The 21,671-nt window shown below is 66.0% G+C and carries 21 protein-coding genes; 19 read left to right on the forward strand and 2 right to left on the reverse strand.

Annotation, left to right across the window (positions count from 1 at the left end; genetic code table 11):
- Positions 1-12: 12 nt before the first annotated feature.
- From rbfA to HK108_RS14610, 10 genes are all read left to right on the forward strand, one after another.
- Positions 13-447: a 30S ribosome-binding factor RbfA gene (gene rbfA / locus HK108_RS14565; RefSeq protein WP_181272033.1), complete on the forward strand. Its 435-nt coding sequence runs from the start codon at positions 13-15 to the stop codon at positions 445-447.
- A 194-nt stretch (positions 448-641) separates the two neighbouring features.
- Positions 642-1,517 (forward strand): VldE C-terminal domain-containing protein, encoded by an 876-nt coding sequence (locus HK108_RS14570; protein WP_139468785.1) that lies wholly within the window; start codon positions 642-644, stop codon positions 1,515-1,517.
- Positions 1,518-1,528: 11 nt separating this feature from the next.
- Positions 1,529-2,467 (forward strand): tRNA pseudouridine(55) synthase TruB, encoded by a 939-nt coding sequence (gene truB, locus HK108_RS14575; RefSeq protein ID WP_181272034.1) that lies wholly within the window; start codon positions 1,529-1,531, stop codon positions 2,465-2,467.
- Positions 2,468-2,566: 99 nt separating this feature from the next.
- Positions 2,567-3,208, forward strand: a complete 642-nt coding sequence (locus HK108_RS14580; protein WP_139468783.1) for a hypothetical protein — start codon at positions 2,567-2,569, stop codon at positions 3,206-3,208.
- Entirely contained in the window at positions 3,198-3,569 is a 372-nt protein-coding gene (locus HK108_RS14585; RefSeq protein WP_139468782.1) for a hypothetical protein, read from the forward strand. Before HK108_RS14580 ends, HK108_RS14585 begins: the two co-directional genes overlap by 11 nt.
- Before the next feature lie 90 nt (positions 3,570-3,659).
- A complete protein-coding gene (locus HK108_RS14590; RefSeq protein ID WP_181272035.1) occupies positions 3,660-4,598 on the forward strand; it encodes a bifunctional riboflavin kinase/FAD synthetase in 939 nt (312 codons plus the stop codon).
- 91 nt (positions 4,599-4,689) lie between these two features.
- Positions 4,690-4,959 (forward strand): 30S ribosomal protein S15, encoded by a 270-nt coding sequence (gene rpsO / locus HK108_RS14595; RefSeq protein ID WP_039210907.1) that lies wholly within the window; start codon positions 4,690-4,692, stop codon positions 4,957-4,959.
- 334 nt (positions 4,960-5,293) lie between these two features.
- Positions 5,294-7,516, forward strand: coding sequence for a polyribonucleotide nucleotidyltransferase (locus HK108_RS14600; RefSeq protein ID WP_139468948.1), 2,223 nt, complete (start codon positions 5,294-5,296; stop codon positions 7,514-7,516).
- Between the two features lie 62 nt (positions 7,517-7,578).
- Positions 7,579-8,850, forward strand: coding sequence for a M16 family metallopeptidase (locus HK108_RS14605; protein ID WP_229664179.1), 1,272 nt, complete (start codon positions 7,579-7,581; stop codon positions 8,848-8,850).
- A 77-nt stretch (positions 8,851-8,927) separates the two neighbouring features.
- Positions 8,928-9,515, forward strand: a complete 588-nt coding sequence (locus HK108_RS14610) for a TetR/AcrR family transcriptional regulator (protein WP_181272036.1) — start codon at positions 8,928-8,930, stop codon at positions 9,513-9,515.
- A 105-nt stretch (positions 9,516-9,620) separates the two neighbouring features.
- Here HK108_RS14610 and HK108_RS14615 read toward each other — a convergent pair whose 3' ends face one another.
- Positions 9,621-10,286, reverse strand: coding sequence for an SDR family NAD(P)-dependent oxidoreductase (locus tag HK108_RS14615; RefSeq protein ID WP_181272037.1), 666 nt, complete (start codon positions 10,284-10,286; stop codon positions 9,621-9,623).
- Between the two features lie 115 nt (positions 10,287-10,401).
- Here HK108_RS14615 and HK108_RS14620 point away from each other — a divergent pair, with 115 nt between their 5' ends.
- The 8 genes from HK108_RS14620 to HK108_RS14655 all read left to right on the forward strand — a co-directional run bounded on the left by HK108_RS14620 (position 10,402) and on the right by HK108_RS14655 (position 19,420).
- Positions 10,402-11,586, forward strand: a complete 1,185-nt coding sequence (locus HK108_RS14620; RefSeq protein WP_181272038.1) for a Glu/Leu/Phe/Val dehydrogenase dimerization domain-containing protein — start codon at positions 10,402-10,404, stop codon at positions 11,584-11,586.
- A gap of 4 nt (positions 11,587-11,590) precedes the next feature.
- Entirely contained in the window at positions 11,591-13,678 is a 2,088-nt protein-coding gene (locus HK108_RS14625; protein ID WP_181272039.1) for an acetate--CoA ligase family protein, read from the forward strand.
- Between the two features lie 2 nt (positions 13,679-13,680).
- Entirely contained in the window at positions 13,681-15,315 is a 1,635-nt protein-coding gene (locus HK108_RS14630) for a thiamine pyrophosphate-binding protein (protein ID WP_229664178.1), read from the forward strand.
- A 70-nt stretch (positions 15,316-15,385) separates the two neighbouring features.
- The gene (locus tag HK108_RS14635) at positions 15,386-16,552 is read left to right on the forward strand and encodes an acyl-CoA dehydrogenase family protein (protein ID WP_181272041.1); all 1,167 of its coding nucleotides are present in this window, start codon (positions 15,386-15,388) and stop codon (positions 16,550-16,552) included.
- Positions 16,553-16,675: 123 nt separating this feature from the next.
- A complete protein-coding gene (locus tag HK108_RS14640) occupies positions 16,676-17,302 on the forward strand; it encodes a superoxide dismutase (RefSeq protein ID WP_135539373.1) in 627 nt (208 codons plus the stop codon).
- A gap of 122 nt (positions 17,303-17,424) precedes the next feature.
- The gene (locus HK108_RS14645) at positions 17,425-17,994 is read left to right on the forward strand and encodes a GNAT family N-acetyltransferase (RefSeq protein ID WP_181272042.1); all 570 of its coding nucleotides are present in this window, start codon (positions 17,425-17,427) and stop codon (positions 17,992-17,994) included.
- Between the two features lie 221 nt (positions 17,995-18,215).
- Positions 18,216-18,962 (forward strand): 4-hydroxy-tetrahydrodipicolinate reductase, encoded by a 747-nt coding sequence (gene dapB / locus HK108_RS14650; protein WP_181272043.1) that lies wholly within the window; start codon positions 18,216-18,218, stop codon positions 18,960-18,962.
- Positions 18,962-19,420, forward strand: a complete 459-nt coding sequence (locus HK108_RS14655) for a tetratricopeptide repeat protein (RefSeq protein WP_139908413.1) — start codon at positions 18,962-18,964, stop codon at positions 19,418-19,420. The genes dapB and HK108_RS14655 overlap by 1 nt, the downstream gene beginning before the upstream one ends.
- Here the strand turns inward: HK108_RS14655 and HK108_RS14660 are convergent.
- Positions 19,383-20,663 carry a heparan-alpha-glucosaminide N-acetyltransferase domain-containing protein gene (locus tag HK108_RS14660; protein ID WP_181272044.1) on the reverse strand — a complete coding sequence of 427 codons (1,281 nt, stop codon included), beginning with the start codon at positions 20,661-20,663 and terminating at the stop codon, positions 19,383-19,385. The genes HK108_RS14655 and HK108_RS14660 overlap by 38 nt on opposite strands.
- Positions 20,664-20,731: 68 nt before the next feature.
- Between HK108_RS14660 and ypfJ the strand changes: the two genes are divergently transcribed.
- Positions 20,732-21,610 (forward strand): KPN_02809 family neutral zinc metallopeptidase, encoded by an 879-nt coding sequence (gene ypfJ, locus HK108_RS14665; RefSeq protein WP_181272045.1) that lies wholly within the window; start codon positions 20,732-20,734, stop codon positions 21,608-21,610.
- The last annotated feature ends 61 nt before the right edge of the window (positions 21,611-21,671 follow it).

The following is a 21,671-nucleotide window of genomic DNA, read 5'->3' on the forward strand; positions in this document are numbered from 1 at the left end:
AGGACACACACCATGGCAGACTCGACACGGGCCCGCAAGATCGCCGACCAGATCAAGGTCATCGTCGCCAGCACCATCGAGCGCAAGCTCAAGGATCCCCGCCTCGGCTTCGTCACCGTCACCGATGTTCGCGTGACCGGCGATCTGCAGCACGCCACCATCTTCTACACCGTCTACGGCGACGACCAGGATCTCGTCGGCACCAGTCATGCCCTCGAATCGGCCAAGGGCTTCATCCGCTCCGAGGTCGGCAAGGGGCTGACGATCCGTCTGACCCCGAGCCTCGAATTCATCGCCGATGCCGTCCCCGAGGCGGCCGCCCGTCTCGACGGACTGCTCGCTCAGGCCGCCGCCGACGACGCTCGAGTCGCCGGGTTGGCCAAGAACGCGCAGCATGCAGGTGAATCCGACCCGTACAAGAAGGCCGACGACGCCGACGAGGAGTGATCGTCGCATTCCAGCGAACAGACTGCATCGCGCCTGGTCATCGGGTGGAGAGCGGCGGAACGGCCGTTCCGGGTCCGATTTGAGCTTCGTCACGTCACGAAAAAAGTTCTCGTAACAGTTTTGTTATCTTTCCGAGATGTCGTAGACTTTTTGCGGTAACGAAATGATTACGACTCTGTTAAGGGAATTCTGCATTGGGTAAGCACTCCTCACCGAAGCCGTCGTTCGCGAAGCAGCTGATCCGGGACCTGACTCCCGGCAAGCGCCCCGCAGGCCGACGCGCAGCGAATGCGCCGTCCTCGGCGACTTCCGTGCTGGCGACCGTCAAGCAGCGTCCCGTCGTCGCCGCGATCGCCGTTCCTGCAGCCGCGACCGCCGCCGTCGTCGGTTCGACCGTCGTCATGGGTCCGCCCGAGTCCGGCAACGTCACCACCGAGGCCGCATCGACGACCCCCGAGGAGTCGACCACTGCCTCGACCCCGAGTCAGAAAGAACTCGACGCCGAACGCAAGAAGGCCGGCGAAGAGTACCTGGAGAAGGTCAAGGACGACCCGAAGTACAAGAACAAGACCTCGAAGACCGATCTCGAGGTCAAGGCTCCGCCGAAGCCCAAGCCGACCGCGGAATCCTCGGCTGCTGAGGAGAAGAGCGACGATTCGTCCTCCGATGAGAAGTCTTCCGATGAGAAGTCCTCCGGCGAAGGCACCTCCTCGGACACCTCGGCACCGCCGTGCAGCGTGTCCTCCTCGATCGAGTCCGGCCTGCTGCCGAACGCCGTCAACGGCTACCGTGCTGTCTGCGCGAAGTTCCCCGAGGTCAAGACCTTCGGCGGACGTCGCCCCGGCACCGGTTCGGATCACAACACCGGTGAAGCCGTCGACATCATGATCACCGGATCCACCGGCGACCGCATCGCCGAATACCTCATCCAGAACCAGAGCGCCCTCAACGTCAAGTACGTCATCTGGAAGCAGCGCATCTGGATGCCCGGACAGGGCTGGAAGGGCATGGAGGACCGCGGAGACGCGACCGCCAACCACTTCGACCACGTGCACGCGTCCTTCAACTGATCGCACACCCAGTGAGCGATACTTCCCCACAGGGCGTCCTTGTCTGCGACAAACCGCAGGGACTGAGCTCCCACGGCGTGGTCTCCCGCATCCGCCGTTGGTTCGGGACGAAGAAGGTCGGCCACGCCGGCACTCTCGACCCGATGGCCACGGGCGTCCTCGTGCTCGGCCTCGGCCGCGGCACCAAGCTGCTCACCTACATCACCGGGGTCTCGAAGACCTACTTCGCCACCATTCGCCTGGGGGCATCGACGCCGACCGATGATGCCGATTCCGAGCCCGATCGCTTCGCCGATCCGTCCGATCTCGCTCGTGTCGACGCTGCGGCCATCGAGGCCGCCGTGGCCAAGCTGCGCGGCCCCATCGATCAGGTGCCCAGCGCCGTCTCGGCGATCAAGGTCGACGGCAAGCGCTCCTACGCCCGCGTCCGTGCCGGTGAGAACGTCGAACTCAAGGCCCGTCGTGTCGAGGTATCGGCCTTCGAGATCATCGACATCCGCTTCGCCGCCGAGGACGGGCATATCGACGTCGATGTCGAAGTCGACTGCTCGTCGGGCACCTATGTGCGCGCCCTGGCCCGCGATATCGGCACCGACCTCGGCGTCTTCGGCCATCTCACCGCGCTCAGGCGGACGCGCGTCGGCGATTTCCACATCGACCAGGCCGTGACCCTGCCCGAGGACCTCGACCTCCCCGCGCCCAGCCTCATCTCCCTCGCCGAGGCGGCCCGCACCCTCCTGCCCGTCGTCACCGTCGATGCCGAGCGGGCCCGCGCCCTCATGCAGGGCAAGATCGTTGAGGCTGGTGACTGGCATATAGGCTCCGACGCCGGCGACGCGGGGAACCGAGAGGTCGCCGTCATCTGCGATGACGCCCTCGTCTCCGTGGCCGAAGTGCGTCGGAATGGCGGTCTGAAGTCGCTGACCGCCTTCGCCATCGACCTCGCCTGAGGGGCTCAGCCTTCACGCTCGAAACAACTAAATAGTTTGTATTCATCAGATACAACTGAAACTATTGTGTCTGAGGCTATCATCTGGTCTACTTGTCCTATGTTCGTCTTGACCATCGACCAGCAGGATTCGCGGTCGAACGCCGACGCGGTGCCCCGCATCCTCGATGCTCTCTCTCCGATCGACACGGTCGTTCCCTTCGCCCGCACCATCGGTGACGAGGTCCAAGGGGTCCTCGACGGTCCCGACGCCGTCGCCGAGGCGGTCCGCCGTATCGGCATCGACTCCGGTTGGCATATCGGCCTCGGAATCGGCGAGGTCGAACGGCCGCTGCCCGAGACGACCACCGAAGGCAGGGGAGAAGCCTTCTACTCCGCCCGCCAGGCGGTCGAAGCGGCCAAATCCGCACCGGTCCACCTCGTCGTGAGCGCCGACCCGGACGTCGTCAGCGCCGATGCGGACAGTGACCATCGTGGGCTGGCGGAGGCAGCTCTGCGGCTCCTCATCAGCACGCTGACAGAGCTGCGCGGTCACTCCCGCGGCTACGTCGGATACCGACTGGACCACCCTGATGCCACTCAGGCCGAGATCGCCGCGGAATTCGACGTCTCCCAACAGGCGGTCTCTCGGGTGCTGGCGGCCGGTCCCGCCGAGATCATCGCCGGGGCCGAGCACCTGGCCCGACATCACCTCGACCGGCTCCAACGAGCCCTATCGGAAGGAGACGCACATGTGGACTGACGTGCTCGTCGCCATCGCCGCCGCCATCATCGCGGCCCTCATCGGCTGGCCACTCGTCCCGCTTCTCCTCCGTCTGACCCATGCGGGCCCGGGCTCCAAGCCCGAACGCACAGGAGCCGAGGACGTCGAAGTCCTGCGCGGCGGACTGTGGATCGGCATCGTTGAACGCGCACTCATCGCCGGTGCGATCGTGCTCGGTCGCCCCGAACTCATGGCCGTGGTCATCGCGGTCAAAGGGCTCGGGCGCTTCGCGGAGATCAAGTCCTCGGCGGCCGCGGGGGAGCGGTTCATCATCGGCACCTTCGTCTCCATCGCCTTGGCCTCCCTCCTCGGCGTCATCGGGTGGGCGATCGTTGCCTGAACCCGTCCTTCCGCCTCGGCGAGGTCCGGGTTAGGAGGCGGAAGATCTCTGCGATAATCTGAATCGGTGCACGGAAGGAGCGAATGTCTGGTGGAGCTGTATCACGGACTCGGTGAGGTCGAGGTCGACGCTGTCGGCACCGTCGTCACCCTCGGCAACTTCGACGGCGTGCACCGCGGACACGAAACGGTCCTGACCACCGTCGCCGCCCTGGCCAGGCAAGAAGGCCTGCGCTCGATCGCAATGACCTTCGATCCCCACCCGCGCACGGTCCACCGCCCCGACGAGCCGACCGTGATGATCAATTCGACCCGGCAGCGCGCCGACCTCATCGCCGCCACCGGAATCGACGGCCTCCTCATCCAGCCCTACGACCTCGACTTCGCCGCCCAGTCGGCCGAGGAATTCGTGCGCCGGTACTTCGTCGAAGCCCTGCGCGCGAAGATCGTCGTCGTCGGCGACGACGTCCGGTTCGGCAAGGACAATGAAGGCACGATCGAGACTCTGCGCCGCCTCGGCGAGAAATTCGGGTTCCGTGTCGAAACGATCGACGAAGTCGGGCGCGGGGGTCGGTATTCGTCCTCCCGGATCCGGGAGCAGCTCACTGCCGGTGATGTCGCCGAGGCGGCCGACCAGCTCGGGCGCTACCACGCACTCCACGGCACCGTCGTCCACGGCGATGCCCGCGGACGCGACCTGGGATTTCCGACGGCGAACCTCTCGGACGATCCCGACGGACTCGTCCCCGCCGACGGCGTCTACGCCGGCTGGGCGACGTTCTCCGGTGAGGATCAGGCGTACCCGGCCGCGATCTCCGTGGGCACGAACCCGACCTTCCAGGGACAGGTCCGACGGGTCGAGGCGTACGTGCTCGACAAGGAATTCGGCGAATTCGACGTCTACGACCGTGAGATGACTCTCGAATTCGTCTCCCGCATCCGTGGGCAGGTCGCGTTCACCGGGATGGACGACCTCATCGTGCAGATGCATGAGGACATCGCCGATGTGCGCGAGGTCCTGCACACCTGATAAGCTGATCTCTGCCGTTTTCACCGGCCGCGGTCCCATAGGGCAGAGACTTCAGGTCCCTGCGCCGCGCAACGACACGAAGGAGAACTCCATGGCTCTCGATACCGCTGTGAAGCAAGAGATCATCAAGGAATATGCAACTCATGAGGGCGACACCGGTTCTCCCGAGGTCCAGGTTGCACTGCTGACCCGCCGGATCACCGACCTGACCGAGCACTTCAAGGATCACAAGCACGACCACCACTCGCGTCGTGGCCTGCTGCTCCTCGTCGGCCAGCGTCGCCGCATGCTCAAGTACCTCGCGAAGGTCGACATCGAGCGTTACCGCTCGCTCATCAAGCGCCTCGGCCTGCGCCGCTGATTCGACTCAGCGCAGCTGAAATGGAAGCGTCCCACCTTCGGGTGGGGCGCTTCTGTGCTTCTGCGGTAGACTTCGTACCGGACAACCACGCCATGGACGTTTCGGTCTTCGGTAGTGGCCTCCGGAGGAATGAGCGCTTGAGCGCCGGTTCCGTGGGCCCCGATCGATGACCGGCTTGGATCCATGGGATGTCCGAGCCAATATCCCGCCGGAACGACGCGGGGTCGCGCACTGCCGAGGGCACACCGCCGAAGGCAGCGCGTCCACTCATGCGTTGAGAACTATCACCTGCGCACCGCAGACCACCGCGTGCCGGCACAACATAGGAGACTACGTGGGACTCAACCCTGAATCCGCCGTTGCCCATATCGACAACGGCAGCTTCGGCAAACACACCATTCGCTTCGAAACCGGACGACTTGCCCAGCAGGCCGCCGGATCCGCCGTCGCCTACCTCGACGACGACACCATGCTGTTCTCGGCCACCTCGGCCGGCAAGAACCCCCGTGAGGGCTTCGACTTCTTCCCCCTGACAGTCGACGTCGAAGAGCGCATGTACGCCGCCGGCCGCATCCCCGGCTCGTTCTTCCGCCGTGAGGGACGCCCCTCGACAGACGCGATCCTGACCTGCCGCCTCATCGACCGTCCGCTGCGCCCCTCGTTCGTCAAGGGCCTGCGCAACGAGGTCCAGGTCGTCGTCACCGTGATGTCGGTCAATCCCGACCACATCTACGACGCTCTGGCCATCAACGCCGCGTCGATGTCGACTCAGCTCTCGGGTCTGCCGTTCTCCGGCCCCATCGGCGGTGTGCGCATCGCGCTCATCGACGGCCAGTGGGTCGCCTTCCCGAACCACTCGCAGCTCGAGGACGCCGTGTTCAACATGGTCGTCGCCGGTCGTGTCGTCGGTGACGACGTCGCCATCATGATGGTCGAGGCCGAAGCCACCGACAACGCCATCGACAAGATCAAGACCGGTGCCGCGGCCCCCACCGAGGAGGTCGTGTCCGAAGGTCTCGAAGCTGCGAAGCCGTTCATCGCAGAGCTCTGCCGCGCGCAGTCCGAGCTCGCCGATCGCGCCGCGAAGCCGACCGTCGAATTCCCCGTCTTCCGCGACTACGAGGACGACGTCTTCGAAGCGGTGAAGGAACTCGCCGAGGCGAAGCAGACCGAGAACTTCACGATCGCCGACAAGCAGGAGCGGGAAGCCGCCGGTGCCGCCCTCCTCGACGAGCTCTTCGAGAAGCTCGGAGAGCGCTTCGAAGGCCGTGAGAAGGAGATCGCGAACGCTCTCAACGCCCTGACCAAGCAGGTCGTGCGCAAGCGCATCCTCACCGAGCAGGTCCGCATCGACGGCCGTGGGCTCAAGGACATCCGTCCGCTCACCGCCGAGACGAACGTCATCCCGCGCGTGCACGGTTCGGCGATCTTCGAACGCGGCGAGACCCAGATCTTGGGTGTCACCACCCTGAATATGCTCAAGCTCGAGCAGACCATCGACTCGCTCTCACCCGAGACGTCGAAGCGCTACATGCACCACTACAACTTCCCGCCCTATTCGGTCGGTGAGACCGGCCGCGTGGGCAGCCCGAAGCGCCGCGAGATCGGCCACGGCGCTCTCGCCGAACGCGCCCTCGTGCCCGTTCTGCCCAAGCGTGAGGACTTCCCGTACGCGATCCGTGAGGTCTCCGAGGCCCTCGGTTCGAACGGTTCGACCTCGATGGGCTCGGTCTGCGCCTCGACGCTGGCTATGCTCTCGGCCGGTGTGCCGCTGCAGGCGCCCGTCGCCGGCATCGCCATGGGTCTCGTCTCCGACGTCATCTCCACCGACCAGGGTGAGCAGACCGCCTACGCGGCTCTGACCGACATCCTCGGTGCCGAAGATGCCTTCGGCGATATGGACTTCAAGGTCGCCGGTACGCGTGACTTCATCACCGCGATCCAGCTCGACACCAAGCTCGACGGCCTTCCCGCCTCGGTGCTCGGTGCCGCCCTCAAGCAGGCCCGCGAAGCACGCATGGTCATCCTCGACGTCATCGCAGAGGCCATCGACGCCCCGGCCGAGATGGCCCCGACGGCACCGCGGATCATCTCCGTGAACATCCCCGTCGACAAGATCGGTGAGGTCATCGGGCCCAAGGGCAAGATGATCAACCAGATCCAGGAGGACACCGGCGCGGACATCAGCATCGAAGACGACGGAACCGTCCTCATCGGTGCCACGGACGGACCGGCCGCCGAGGCCGCCCGTTCGATGATCAACGCGATCGCGAACCCGCAGGTTCCCGAGGTCGGCGAACGCTACCTGGGCACCGTGGTCAAGACAATGAGCTTCGGCGCATTCGTGTCCCTGACCCCGGGCAAGGACGGCCTGCTGCACATCTCCGAGCTGCGTAAGCTCAACGACGGCAAGCGCGTCGAGGACGTCGAAGACGTCGTCGGTGTGGGCCAGAAGGTCCAGGTCGAGATCACGAAGATCGATGACCGCGGCAAGCTGTCGCTGGCTCCGGTCACCGACGAAGACGAGAAATCGGACGAAGAGGGATCAGACAACTGATACTGAGCAGTTCGCACACCGGGGAGGGCAGCCGAATCGATCGGTCTGTCCTCCCCGGTGGTTTGACGCTGACCACCGAACACATGCCGGGTCTGGCCTCGGAGACGATCGGGATCTGGGTCGCGGCCGGGTCCCGTGACGAATCCGCCGAGACCGCCGGCTCGACGCATTTCCTCGAGCACATGCTGTTCAAAGGCACCGGCAGCCGCGATGCGAAGACCATCGCCGCGGCCTTCGACCGCACCGGCGGGGATTCGAATGCGATCACCGCCAAGGAGCTCACCTGCTACTACTCCCGGTGCCTCGTGACGGATCTGCCGAACATCACCGGCCTCCTCGTCGATATGGTCTCGAACTCCCAACTCGACGTCGAGGAGTTCGAACGCGAGCGCGGTGTCATCATCGAAGAGCTCGCCATGTCCGCCGATGATCCCGGAGACGTCCTCTTCGACGACTTCGATTCTCTGGTCTTCGGGCCGCATTCGCTGGCCCGGCCCGTGGGTGCGACGAAGGATCAGGCCCGCGTGCTCGGCCACCACACGGTCATCGACCACTATCAGTCGACGTATATCCCGCCTCGTCTGGTCATCGCCGCCGCGGGCGGGGCGACCCACGAAGAGGTCCTCGAGATGGTTGAGGATGCCCTCGCCGAGGCGGGGCTCGGGTCCCGCGCCGACGTCTGGTCGGGCGCGGGGAACGGGGACGCCGCCTCGGTGGCGAAGGGCTCGCACCTCGGTGGGGCCGCACGGGTGCGTCCGGAGTTCCATTCCGGAAAGTCGCACACCGTCAAAGACATCGAACAGTTGGGCATCATGCTCGGCTGCGAAGGCCTGCCGGAAGGCGACGACGACCGGTTCATCTACTCGGTCATGCTCACCATGCTCGGCGGGGGAATGTCGTCGCGACTGTTCCAGAGCGTGCGCGAGGAGCGCGGACTGGCCTATGCCGTGAACTGCGTGGCCAGCCAGTTCACGGATACCGGCACCTTCGGCATCTACGCCGGATGCACGGCCGAGAACGCTCAGGCCGTCGTCGATCTGGCGGTGAGCGAATGGGATCGGCTGGCGCAGGAGACGCCGAGTCAGTTCGAGCTCGACGAGATCGTGTCCCAACTGTCGGGGTCGATGGTGCTCGGACTCGAGTCCTCTGCGGCGCGGATGAATCGTCTCGCCCGGTCGGAGATCTTCGGGCTGCCGCTCGAATCGCCGATGGACCTCATCGAACGCGTCCGCTCGGTCACGGCCGAGGACGTCAGCGAGATGGCCGGGCGGCTGCTGTCGCGGCCCAAGGCTCTGGCGCTGGTCGGACCGGCCGCCGAGGTTGAACTGCCCTGAGCGCGTCGCCGCGTTCGGGGCGTCGAGCCTCGGGCGCGGGATGCCGTCCGGCTGGAACGTGAAAGGAGACAGGCGAGATGGCGAGGAAGAGCGCAGCGGTCCGCCGGGAGGAGATCCTGGCGGCCACGGTCGAGGAGATCGAGGCGACGGGTCTGCGCGCGCTGCGCGTCTCCGACGTCGCCGCGCGTCTGGGCTTGAGCGCCAGTCTCGTCATCTACCACTTCGAGACGAAGGAAGCCCTCGTCGCCGAGGCCTTCGATTTCGCCGGGCGGCAGGACATCGACCGTGCCCGGGAGCTGGCTGCCGGGCAGGTCTCGGCTCTCCAGCGACTGCGGGACGTCGTCGGCTGGTACCTGCCAAGCGGCTCCTCGCGCAGTTGGAAGATCTGGATCGACGCTTGGTCGGCCGGACTCTTCGATGCTGGTCTGAGAGCAACATTCGCCGCTCTCGACCGGGAGTGGAAGTCGATTCTCGTGCACCTCATGGACGAGGCCATCGCGGCGGGGGAGTGCACGGCACCTGAAGGCGGCACCGCGTCGGGCGCGACCAGGGTCCTCGCCTTCCTCGACGGCCTGGCTATCCAGGTGATGGTCAATTCGGAGACCGTTGACACAGAGGCGCTGAGCACCTGGGTCGACGACTTCCTCACCCGCGAACTCGGCTGAGGGTGATTGTTGGGTCGATCCACGGTGTTCTGCACGTCCAGAACGCCGCGGATCGACCCAACAATGCTTCCGTGCGGTCATGTGGTCGACTGCCGTGCGCTCCCATCAGTAGCGAGCGGAGAACCCTCCGTCGGCAGACAGCAGCTGGCCGCTGATCCACCGACCCTCAGCAGAGAGCAGAAATGCAGTGACCCCGGCGATGTCGCGAGGAGTGCCCATGCGGCCGAGCGGCTGATAAGGGATCAGCCCGGTCCTCGTCTCTTCGTCCATCCAGCCCGTATCGATCGGCCCAGGATTGACGACGTTCGCAGAGATCCCCTTCGGTCCGAGTTCCCGCGCAGCGGAGATGACGATTCGATCGAGCGCGCCTTTCGATGCTCCATAGGGCAGATTGCCCGTGGCGTGATCGCTGGTGAAGGCGACGATCGCGCCTCCCGACTCGCCGATCTGCTTCGCGAACGCCGCGATGAGGAGCAGCGACGCGCGTGCGTTGACAACCATGTGGCGGTCGAAGCTGTCGGCGGTGGTGTCCAAGATCCCGGACTCTTCGCCGTGCGCATGGCTGAGCACCAATCCGTCGATGGTGCCATGATCCCTGCTCACCCGACCGACCAGCTCCTGAGCTTCCTGAGCCGATGACAGGTCGCACGGGTAGTCTCCGCGATCGAGATCGCTCGTGCACACGGTCCAGCCGTCGGACGACAGTCGTGCGGCCACTCCCGCGGCAATGCTGTTCTCTCGTCCGGCTCCGGTGATGAGTGCTGTCGGCATGCTTCGATCCTAGCGGCCTTGACGTGGTGGCCCTCACCCGGACAGACTGGAGTCACACGTCTTACTGAATAGCGGTTCAGTAAGAGTCTTGAGACGCCGATCTTTTGGGAGCCCCATGTTCATGGACATCACTTGGCAGGATCCGGACACCGGTGCACACGGGTACGTCGTCATCGACACCCTCGTGCGCGGCACCGCTTCGGGCGGTCTGCGCATGCGCAAAGGCTGCACCCTCGAGGAGGTGCGCGGACTCGCCCAGGGGATGACCCGCAAGGAAGCGATCCATCTGCGCGAGGGCCGACACTATGTGCCCGTCGGCGGAGCCAAGGGCGGAATCGACTTCGACCCCCGCGCACCCGGAGCCAAGGACGTCCTCGAACGCTTCCTCGTCGACATCAACCCGATCATGCACGCCTACTGGGCCCTCGGCGAAGACCTCGGCGTTCGCCAGGACGACATCGACGAGATCCTCGCCCGCCGCGAACTCGGCTCGGGACTCTCCGCCGTCAACAAGCTCGTCGACGATCCCGTCGCCGTCGAGGCCCGTGCGGAGAAGGCCTTCTCCGCCGTCGTCGACGGCGTCGCCCAGGACGAACTCGTCGGCGGCCTCGGTGTGGCCACCTCGGCGATTGCGGCCCTGCACGACGCCGGCCGCGACCCCAGCGAATCCACCGCCGTCATCCAAGGATTCGGCTCCATGGGCGGTGCCACCGCCCGCTATCTCGCCGAGGCGGGACTGCGCATCGTCGGCATCGCCGACGCCGACGGGTTCGTGTCCAACCCTGCCGGGCTCGACGTCGAAGCGCTGCTGGTCACCCGGGACCAGTTCGGCGGAATCGACCGCGAAGCGCTGCGCCCGGAGGACCGCGTCGGCGATCGCGACGACTGGCTCGCCGCCGACGCCGATGTCCTCGTCCCCGCGGCCGTGAGCTACTCGATCACGCCGGACAACTGCGACCGCATCACCGCCTCACTCATCGTCGAGGCCGCGAACATGCCTGTCCTGCCCGCGGCCGAAGAGACGCTGCTGGCTCGCGGCGTCATCGTCGTCCCGGACTTCCTCGCGAACTCGGCGACGAACGCCTGGTGGTGGTGGGTGACCTTCGGCGACGTCGACGGCAGCTGGGAGGACGGCCGCACCATCGTCACGACGACCCTGCGCGACCTCACCGCCGAAGTCCTCACCGCAGCTCGCGACCAGGGCATCAGTCCCCGGGGGGCCGCCCAGGCGAAGGTCGATGCGAATCTCGCCGCTTTGGGCGATCGTGCTGCCGCTGCCGTTTCGGTGACGGAAAGCTAGCGATATGGACGCGTTCTTCGATCCCGGCAGCGTCGCCGTCCTTGGAGCATCGAACGATTCCAGCAAATGGGGTTTCTGGCTCGCCGCCGGAGCTCTGCGCGGGGCCGAGCGCCGCCGCGTCTACCTCATCAACGCCACAGCCGGCTCGATCCAGGGCCAGCCGACGTACGCTCGCCTGAGAGACCTGCCGGAGACGCCCGAGCTGCTCGTCATCTCCGTGCCCGGCCCCACCGTGGCGGGAGTCGTCGCCGAAGCACTCGAGAACGGAGTGCGCGCCTTCCTCATCATCTCCGCCCGCGTCCCCGACGCCGACCAACTGGCTGCCACTATCCGTGAGACCGGCGGCCGCCTCATCGGCCCGAACTCGCTCGGGATCGTCGACTCACACGCCGATCTGCTCCTGGCCTGGGGCAACTTCATACCCGGAAGTCTCGCCGTGGTCACCCAGAGCGGCCAGCTCGGCACGGAGATCGCGACACTCGCGGCCCGCAGCGGACTCGGCGTCTCCCGATTCGCTTCGATCGGCGGACAGTCCGACGTCCGCGCCGCCGAGGTGCTCGGCACCCTCGTCGACGACCCCGCCACCGCTCAGGTCGCGCTCTACCTCGAATCCTTCACCGGCGGAGCCGCCCTCGTCTCAGCCCTCAAAGCCCTGCGCGCCGCCGGGAAGCCGACGATGATCCTGACTACAGGAGCCTCCAGTGCAGGAGCGCGTCTCGCGAGATCCCACACCGGATCGATGACCTCGGCCATGGACACCGTCGATGCCGCCTGCCGGGCCGCCGGCGCCATCCGCCTGGCCACCCCCGGACAACTCGTCGAACTCGCCGGATTCTTCGCCTCCGCCTGGCTGCCGAAAGACCGGCGCATCGGTGTGCTCTCCGACTCGGGCGGACAGGGAGCGATCGCCGCCGACACCGCCGAGAGCTGGGGACTCGACGTGCGCGAACTCAGCGCCGGCGCTGCCGGACGCGTGAGCGAACTGCTGCCCGAGGCCGACCACATCGTTAATCCCATCGACCTCGACGGCGCAGGAGAGAAGAACCTTGATGTCTATGCTGACCTCGCCGAGGTGCTGCTGACCGATACGGACATCGACGCTGTCGTCGTCTCCGGATACTTCGGCTGCTACGGCGAGGACGTCCCCGACCTGCGCGACCGAGAACTGGCTGTCGTCGATCGTCTGGGCGAGCTCGTCGCCGAGGCGAAGAAGCCCGTCATCGTCCACTCGATGAGCGCATCGTCGCCCGCCGTCACCCACCTCTGGGAGCTCGGCATACCCGCCTACACCTCCATCGAAGCGGCCATGCGCGTGCTCGCCCGCGCCGGCTTCTACGCCGCCCATTCGGGTCGGCTCACCGAATCCCTCGAACTCACCGGCCCCGTCACCCCGTGGGGCACCGGATACGCGGCCGCTCGAGCAGTGATCGAGGGCGCTGGGATTCCCGTCCCTGCCGCTGTGACTGTGGGCAGCGTGGGCCCGGGGGAGTCCCGTGCACCCGCCGAGGCGGCCAAGGCGTCCGAACTCAGACCGCCGTTCGCGCTCAAGGCCGGATGGCCCGCCCACAAGACCGAGGTCGGCGGCATCGCCCTGGGACTGAGCGATCTCCCCGCAGTCGAAACGGCATACGCGGACATGGTGGGTCGCCTCGGCGAGGGTGAGTACATCCTCGAGGAGATGGACACGCGCGATCACGTCGTCGAGATCCTCGTCGGGGGTCGGCAGGACGAAAACTTCGGGCCGCTCGTCATCGTGGCCGCCGGCGGGACAGAGACCGAACTCTTCGCCGACACGTGGCTCGAACTCGCCCCCGTCACCCACACCGAAGCCTTGGACATGATCTCGCGACTGAGCTGCTCGCGGCTGCTCACCGGATGGCGGGGCAGACCCGCCGCGGATATCGACGCCCTCGCCGAAATCATCGTCGCGGTATCCAGAATGGTGGCCGGGAACAACGCCATCGCCGAGATCGAGATCAACCCGGTGCGAGTCGCTCCGGACAGCGCCTTGGCCGTCGACGCACTCGTCGTGACGACGGAGAACCCGACCGCAGAGAACGTGCCAGCAGAGAAACCGAACAGCGAGGAATGAGAATGGACCAGACGACCATCACCGGCGGAGCACACCTGGCTCGTGCGCTCCAGGCCGAAGGGATCACCCGCGTCTTCGGAATCCCCGGCACCCACAACCTCGAGATCTTCGCGCAGCTGAGCGCCGCAGGCATCGACATCGTCTCACCTCGCCACGAGCAGGGCGCGGGCTACATGGCCGATGGAGCCGCCCGCGTCACCGGCGAGGTGCAGGTCATCGTCACGACCACCGGGCCGGCCGCACTCAACGCACTCACCGCCCTGCTGCAGTCCTTCACCGATTCCGTGCCCGTCCTCCTCATCACCCCCGGCATGCCGTTGACCCACCCCGGCCGCGGGAACGGACTCCTTCACGAAGTGCGCAACCAGTCCGCGGCCCTCTCGGCGGTACTGACCGAGGTCATGCGGGTCACGAGCCCCGGCGAGGTGTCGCTGGCCGTCGGGCAGACGCTGTCGGCGATGCGCTCAGGCCGGCCCCGCCCGGCCGCCATCGAGATCCCCCTCGACCTCATCGAAGACGCCGGCCCGGGACAGCTCCATCCGTCCGTGACCCGGGCGCTGCCGGCTCCCGTGTCCTCGGAGATCGATGCTGCCGCCGAGGCGATCGCCGGCTCGAATCGACCGCTCATCATCGCCGGGGCCGGAGCACACGGAGCAGGAGCGGAGGTCGCAGCTCTGGCTGAGACGCTCGGAGCGGGAATCGTCCTGTCCTCGAACGCGAAGGGACTCGTCGATGACCGCGCCGAGACCACCATCGGCGCCGTCGGGGTCCTCGAGCTGCTTCCCGAACTCACAAGCGATGCCGATGCGGTCATCGCGATCGGTACGGAACTGGCACCCAGTGACTTCTGGCCGGAACCCCTGCCGCTGCCCGACACCGTGGTGCGCATCGACATCGACGAAGTGCAGATGCTCACGAACGCGACCGTCACCCATCCGATCCTCGCCGCCGCGAAGAACGCGACAGCGGCCCTGAACGAACAAGTGTCAGCGCTGCGGACGGAGTCCGCGACCGCCGCCGCACGGAACTGGACGGCCGGCTGGAAGAGCAGGGCCGCCTCGGCGATGGAAACCGGCGGCCGACCTTGGGCCGATCTGTCGGCCGCACTCACAGCGTTCGCGGAATCGGACACCTCACCGCTCTTCGTCGCAGCGGATTCGACGATGGCCTGCTATTACGGGGTGCAGACCGGGTGGAAAGCTCGCTCCGGTGACCGGTTCCTCTACCCGGCCGGGGCAGGCACGCTCGGTTACGGGCTGCCCGCCGGCATCGGTGCGAAACTCGCTGCTCCGCAGGCCAGAGTGGTCGCGGTGGAAGGCGATGGGGGATCGATGTTCACGATCGCCGAACTCGCCGCGGCCGTGCAGGCGGGCGTGCGGATGTGCCTCATCGTCGTCGATAACGGCGGGTACGGGGAGATCCGCAATGAGATGGAGGACCGCGGGGACACTCCGTCAGGGGTGAAGCTCACCGGGCCGGATTTCCCGGCACTCGCGCAGGCGATGGGGGCACGCGGAATCCACGTCGACGGCGCGGACGCGCTGCTGGCCGCGCTCAGCGAGGCGGAGGCAGCGGTCGGCCCGACGCTCATCCACATCACCGAGGATTCCCGGGCCGGAGCGGACATGCTCGACTGACCGGGGACGAGGGACGTCGGCCGGGCGCAGTGAGGCGCCCGACCTCCACTGACACTTCGAAGGAGAACTGATGAGCTACACACCTTGGCCGCTGAGCGATGAACAGCATGACATCCTCGACCTCGTGCGCGGATTCGCCCACGACACGATCCGCCCGGCCGGTCGCCGCGTCGACGAGGCCGACACCGAATCGCCCGTCGACATCTTTGCGGCGGCAGCACGGCTCGGGATCACCGACTTCATGATTCCCGAGGAATACGGCGGCGGCGGATTCACCGATGTCTTCACTCAGTGCCTTGTCCAGGAACAGCTGTGCTTCGGGGATCCGGGCATCGGGAACTTCGTGTGTTCGAACGGCTTCTTCGCCGACCCGATTCTCGCATTGGGCACGCCGGAGCAGAAGGAGGAGTGGCTGCGCCCGCTGACTGGAGCAGACCCGAAGATCACGGCGCTGGCAACGACCGAACCCGGATCCGGATCGGACTCGGCTTCGATCATGACCCGGGCGGATGCCGTCGACGGTGGATACGTGCTCAACGGGCAGAAAGCCTGGATCTCGAACGCGGGGCTCGCCGATTTCTACGTTGTCTTCGCCAAGACGGACTCGAGCCGGCGCTCTCGCGGAATCAGCGCATTCCTGCTGCCCAGGGAGACCGAGGGGATGGAGTTCGGTGCGCCGATGAAGAAGATGGGACAGCGAGCCATCGTGTGTCGGGAGATCTTCTTCTCCGACGCATTCGTGCCCACGTTGGGCCGCCTCGGCGAGGAGGGGCAGGGCTTCTACGGACTCATGCGCACCTTCGACATCTCTCGGGTGGTGCTCGGTGCTGCGGCGCTCGGCACGGCACGGGCGGCCTTCGAATATGCGCGTGACTATGCGCGGGAGCGCACGCAGTTCGGGACGAAGATCATCGATCATCAGGCCGTCGCGTTCCGGCTGGCGGACATGTCCTCGCGGATCGATGCGGCGTGGCTGCAGGTGCTCAATGCGGCGCGGATGCTCGACGCCGGCGATGCCGTTGATCGACAGCGGATGACGGCCGCGGCGGCGATGGCGAAGCTGAACGCCTCGGAGACGGCCATGTTCTGCACCTGGGCGGCCGTGCAGACCCTCGGCGGATGGGGGTATTCGCGAGAGCATCCCGTCGAGCAGTGGATGCGCGATGCCAAGCTCGAGGAGATCGAGGAGGGCACCTCGGACATCATGCGGCTGCTCATCTCACGCAACCTCGGGTGAAGTCACTCGGCGTCATATGGAATAGACCCGACGGACCCCTTGTTGTCCGAGATGAGACCCTGGGATAGGGTCGAAATGAAGCCACCGATGTGGTGGTCATCAAATCTGATCAGGAGGAATCTCATGGCTGAGCAGTACACACTTCCGGAACTGCCCTACGACTACTCCGCTCTTGAGCCGCACATCTCGGCTCGCATCATGGAGCTGCACCACGACAAGCACCACGCCACCTACGTCAAGGGCGCCAACACCGCCGTTGAGCAGCTGGCCGAAGCCCGCGAATCCGGCAACCTCGCCAATGTGCCGAAGCTGACCCGCGACCTCGCGTTCAACCTGGGCGGCCACGTCAACCACTCGATCTTCTGGAACAACATGTCCCCGGACGGTGGAGACAAGCCGGTCGGTGAACTCGCCGCAGCCATCGACGACCAGTTCGGTTCGTTCGACAAGTTCCGCGAGCACTTCACCACCGCGGCCACCACGATCCAGGGCTCCGGCTGGGCCGTCCTCGTCTACGACCAGCTCGGCGGAAACCTCTTCATCGAGCAGCTCAAGGACCAGCAGTCCGACATCCAGCTCGGCGGCACCCCGGTTCTGCAGCTCGACATGTGGGAGCACGCCTTCTACCTCGACTACCAGAACGTCAAGCCCGACTACGTCAAGGCTTGGTGGAACATCGTCAACTGGGCAGACGCCGGCGCACGCTTCGACCGCGCAGTCGCTCAGACCAAGGGCCTCCTCCTCGGCTGAGACCCCAATTGCTACCTGACGGCGGCCCAGCAACCTCGCGCGAGGTTGCTGGGCCGCCGTCAGGTTGTTTGAGACCTCGGAGCGGGCGCTGGCGGACCGGCGACTGCGGATAAGGTGGCCGGATGAGCGCAATTCTCCGACCCTGGCAGTCAGGCGCTTCGGGTGATGCCGAGGCGTTGGCTGAGGTGTATGAGCGGGCCGATGACGCACTGCTCAGCAACATCCCCGACGACCGCACGATCGGTGGTGCCCAGACATGGCTGGAGACCATCACCGACGCCGAGGCAGCCGGTGACCTCTGCGCTCGGGCGATCATTGATGACGGTGACCGTTCAGGGCGACGAATCCTTGGAAACGTCATGGCCTCCGGGATCGAACGCCGGCACTCGAGCGCGTGGATCTCCTATTGGTCCGTGGCCGAAGCACGCGGCCAGGGCCTGGTGTCGGCAGCGCTGCGCAGCCTCGTCGACCTCCTCCACGACGAACTCGGGATCTACCGGCTCGAACTCGGCTACCGGGTGAACAACCCGGCTTCGGCGGCAGTCGCGAGGAACGCGGGTTTCATCGTCGAAGGCCGCGAACGAGAGAAACTCCTTTACGACGGCATCAGATACGACACCGAGGTCTGCGCTCGGCTGAGTGGAGACCCGCGGCACCGTGGACCGCGCATACCGTTCGACCCACCTCGTTGACCCCGCATCGTCCCCTCCAGAACTACCTGACGGCGGCCCAGCAACCTCGCGCCAGGTTGCTGCGCCGCCGTCAGGTAGTAATTGGGAGTGTTCGGATGGTCACTGGATGTGAAGAGAACTGCCGAGGGTCGCTAGACTGACTGGCGGAGATCGTTCCGGTCGTCTCGCCTCGGCCCGACCGGCACACCTCGCAGGGATCATCGCACAAGGAGTCACAGCATATGAGCATTCGCGTAGCCGTCATCGGAGCCAAGGGTCGGATGGGATCCCACGCCGTCGATGCGATCAACGACGCCGAAGGACTCGAACTCGTCGCCGCACTCGGCAGCAGCGATTCGCTGGAGACCCTGCTCGAGAAGAACATCGACGTCGCCGTCGAACTGACCGTTCCCAAATCCACCGAGGACAATGTCACCTTCCTCGTCGAGAACGGCATCGACACCGTCGTTGGCACCACCGGCTGGGACAACGACCGCCTGGCCCGACTCGAAGCCACGCTGAAGAACCACCCGGAGACTGCGGTGCTCATCGCCCCGAACTTCTCGATCGGTGCCGTCCTGGCCATGCGCTTCGCCGAGCTCGCGGCCCCCTACTTCGACTCGGCCGAAGTCGTCGAGATCCACCACACCCGCAAACTCGACGCCCCGTCCGGCACGGCGAACCACACGGCCCAGCGCATCGCCGCCGCCCGCAATGCCGCCGGTCTGCCCGCCGTTCCCGACTCCACCGAATCCGATCCGCAGGGTGCACGCGGTGCCGTCATCGACGGAATCCACGTCCACGCCATCCGTCAGCAGGGCATGAATGCCCACGAGGAGATCCTCTTCGGTTCCGACGGCGAAGCCCTGACCATCCGCACGGACTCGCACTCCACCTCGGCGTTCATGCCCGGCATCGTCACCGCCGTGCGGTCCATCGCCGATTACACGGGGCTCATCCACGGCCTCGAGAACATGCTCGACCTCTGATGTCGAAGGCCAAGATCGGAGCGATCATCGTTTCCGTCGTCCTCGTCTTCTACTTCGTCCTCATGGGTCAGCGGGCGTGGATCCTCGTCCGCGAGCCCGCGATGATCCCCAAGATCATGGGTATCGCCCTGTTCGTCCTGCCCGTAATCGGCGCGTGGACGCTCATCGTCGAACTCGTCTTCGGCGCCCGTACGGAGAAGCTCGCCCGCATTCTCGGGGAGGAAGGCGGACTGCCCGTCGACGACCTGCCCAGGACGCCGGGCGGAAAGATCATCCGCGAGGCCGCCGACAGGGAATTCGTGAAGTACCAGGCCGAAGCCGAGGCCGCCCCCGAGGACTGGCGATCCTGGTTCCGGCTCTCGTGCGCCTACGATGCCAGCGGCGACCGGAAACGGGCGCGGGCCACGATGCGCAAATCGATCAGCCTCTTCCGGGAAGGTCAGAAGCAGGGCGCTTAGGTCCCGGCGACGCCACCCTGATGATGCCCGCGATCCCGCCTTCCAACGGGCCGCGGCTGCTGACAACCAACTTCCACAGCAGCGGCAGCAGCACGAATGTGAGTGCGTGGATGACGAACTCGAGAGTCTGCTCGCCAGCAGTTGCGGATTCCTCCAACGGATCGCCGACGATCTGAGACCTCGTGATCTCCAACAGCACGACGTGCGCCGAATACACGCTCAACGGCATCGATCCCGGAGCCGACAGCGGTGCGAGCACCCATGACTGGCGACCCAAGAGCGCTGCAGCGGCCTGGCATGCAGCGATCGTCATCACCGCGGTTCCACCCGTGGAGAGCAGATCGAACGGCGTCCCCGAATGCGGTCCCGCGATCGCCAGCCACCACCACGACGTCGCCGGAGTCACGCCGTAGCTGCCGGTGAACAGGGCCGCCGTGAGATCCGTGCCCCACATCTGCGCAACCTCCACGAGCGCGGCATCACCGCCGAAGACATTGAGCAGAATCCATGAGGCGCCGCGACCGATGATGAAGAGTCCGAGTCCGGTGGTGAACAGTGCGAGCAGGTGGCGCCCGATGTCGAGCTTCGCCACGGCCATGCCGAGCAGAATGTATGACAGCCACTGCAGCACCGGGTAATAGCCGGTGAGGAAGAGATCGGTGAGCATCGTCCCCGGCGTCGCGAAGTCGAAGAAGCCCATCGGCAGGTAGCTCGGTTCGAGGAGGAACGTCGAACGCACCCACATCGAGACGACGGGGGAGACGACCATCCAGACCCCGGCGATCGCGAACAGCGCCCCCGCGCGCAGCCGCAGGAAGAACAGGGCGAGGGCGAACATGATCCCGTAGTTGACGAGGATGACCGCGAGCAGTCCGGAGATCGACCCGAGGCAGAGCCCGATGAGGACGATGGCCGCCGCCCGGATGAGCACGCTCGGTGCCGCATCGCGCAACCGCCCCGACACTGCCATCCGCGATCGGGTCGAGAGCACCAGGGAACAGCCGGCGAGGACCGCGAACAGCGCCGAGGCGCGCCCGGCGAAGACCGCCGCCCAGGTCGGCATCCCCGTCTCGTCGCTGAGGGCGAAGATGTGCGTGACCATCATCGCCAAGAGGGCGATCCCGCGGGCGACATCGAGTCCGATGAGCCGCCCATCGGGGCTGAGCCGACGGGCAACCCTCGCCGAGGTGGCCGTGGAGTCCGCGTCGTGCGCTCGGTGAGGTTCCGCCGGGTGAGAGCTCATGGAACGATTCTCACACGACTTCACTTCTGCGCGCCCTCCCGCGTACGCTCCCGGGGTATCTTTATGCCATGACCTTCAACCCGAACGCCGATATCAGCGGCAACAGGACGAGCAAACGCGGTCGCAACACCGCGATCGTCGGGGGCGGCGGCGTGGGCATCGTCGGCCTGCTCGTCTTCCTCATCGGACCGCTGCTCGGCGTTGATGTCACCGGACTGATGGGCGGAATCACCCCTGACGACGGCGGCCAGAACCAATCGAGCGGGACGAGCATGTCCCAGTGCGATACGGGCGAGGATGCGAACACGAACATCGACTGCCGAATGGCCGGAGCACAGGTCGTTCTCGACGACTACTGGGCGCAGAAGGTCGACGGCTACGAACCGCCGGCGATGACACTGGTCGACGGTCAGACCTCGACCGGTTGCGGGACCGCATCGAACCAGGTCGGACCCTTCTACTGCCCGGCCGATCAGGGCGTCTACATCGATCCGAGCTTCTTCGACATTCTGCGCCAGCAGTACGGTGCCTCGGCCGATGAGCTCGCCCAGCTCTATATCGTCGGCCACGAATGGGGTCACCACATCCAGAACATCACGGGTGTGATGAGCGAACATCCGAACAACGGCACGGGTCCGGAGAGCAACGGCGTGCGCACCGAACTCCAAGCCGACTGCTACGCAGGCGCCTGGCTGGGCAAGGTCACCACTCTCACCGACGACAACGGCACTCCGTATCTCGAAGAGCCCTCCAAAGAACAGCTCGACGACGCTCTCAACGCGGCCTTCGTCGTCGGCGACGATCACATCCAGGAGCAGTCCGGCTTCGTCAACCCGGAATCCTTCACCCACGGCTCGAGCAAGCAGCGCCAGAAATGGTTCACCACCGGATACAACGAGGGCCTGAACAGCTGCGACACCTTCGAAGTGTCGGGCAACGAGCTCTGACTGACGGTTCCGCCCAACAGCAATCGCACCCCCCCCAACCGGCGATCGACACCTCGGGAGC

The sequence above is a fragment of the Brevibacterium sediminis genome, from assembly GCF_013623905.1.
Taxonomy (GTDB): Bacteria; Actinomycetota; Actinomycetes; order Actinomycetales; family Brevibacteriaceae; genus Brevibacterium; species Brevibacterium sediminis.

Excerpts from the sequence above, each read along its gene's own strand:
- rbfA (WP_181272033.1), top strand. The coding sequence starts at position 13 with ATGGCAGACTCGACACGGGCCCGCAAGATCGCCGACCAGATCAAGGTC.
- HK108_RS14610 (WP_181272036.1), top strand. The coding sequence starts at position 8,928 with ATGGCGAGGAAGAGCGCAGCGGTCCGCCGGGAGGAGATCCTGGCGGCC.
- HK108_RS14635 (WP_181272041.1), top strand. The coding sequence starts at position 15,386 with ATGAGCTACACACCTTGGCCGCTGAGCGATGAACAGCATGACATCCTC.
- HK108_RS14620 (WP_181272038.1), top strand. The coding sequence starts at position 10,402 with ATGTTCATGGACATCACTTGGCAGGATCCGGACACCGGTGCACACGGG.
- HK108_RS14655 (WP_139908413.1), top strand. The coding sequence starts at position 18,962 with ATGTCGAAGGCCAAGATCGGAGCGATCATCGTTTCCGTCGTCCTCGTC.
- dapB (WP_181272043.1), top strand. The coding sequence starts at position 18,216 with ATGAGCATTCGCGTAGCCGTCATCGGAGCCAAGGGTCGGATGGGATCC.
- HK108_RS14645 (WP_181272042.1), top strand. The coding sequence starts at position 17,425 with ATGAGCGCAATTCTCCGACCCTGGCAGTCAGGCGCTTCGGGTGATGCC.
- HK108_RS14660 (WP_181272044.1), bottom strand. The coding sequence starts at position 20,663 with ATGAGCTCTCACCCGGCGGAACCTCACCGAGCGCACGACGCGGACTCC.
- HK108_RS14615 (WP_181272037.1), bottom strand. The coding sequence starts at position 10,286 with ATGCCGACAGCACTCATCACCGGAGCCGGACGAGAGAACAGCATTGCC.
- HK108_RS14585 (WP_139468782.1), top strand. The coding sequence starts at position 3,198 with ATGTGGACTGACGTGCTCGTCGCCATCGCCGCCGCCATCATCGCGGCC.
- HK108_RS14625 (WP_181272039.1), top strand. The coding sequence starts at position 11,591 with ATGGACGCGTTCTTCGATCCCGGCAGCGTCGCCGTCCTTGGAGCATCG.
- HK108_RS14630 (WP_229664178.1), top strand. The coding sequence starts at position 13,681 with ATGGACCAGACGACCATCACCGGCGGAGCACACCTGGCTCGTGCGCTC.
- rpsO (WP_039210907.1), top strand. The coding sequence starts at position 4,690 with ATGGCTCTCGATACCGCTGTGAAGCAAGAGATCATCAAGGAATATGCA.
- HK108_RS14580 (WP_139468783.1), top strand. The coding sequence starts at position 2,567 with ATGTTCGTCTTGACCATCGACCAGCAGGATTCGCGGTCGAACGCCGAC.
- HK108_RS14640 (WP_135539373.1), top strand. The coding sequence starts at position 16,676 with ATGGCTGAGCAGTACACACTTCCGGAACTGCCCTACGACTACTCCGCT.
- ypfJ (WP_181272045.1), top strand. The coding sequence starts at position 20,732 with ATGACCTTCAACCCGAACGCCGATATCAGCGGCAACAGGACGAGCAAA.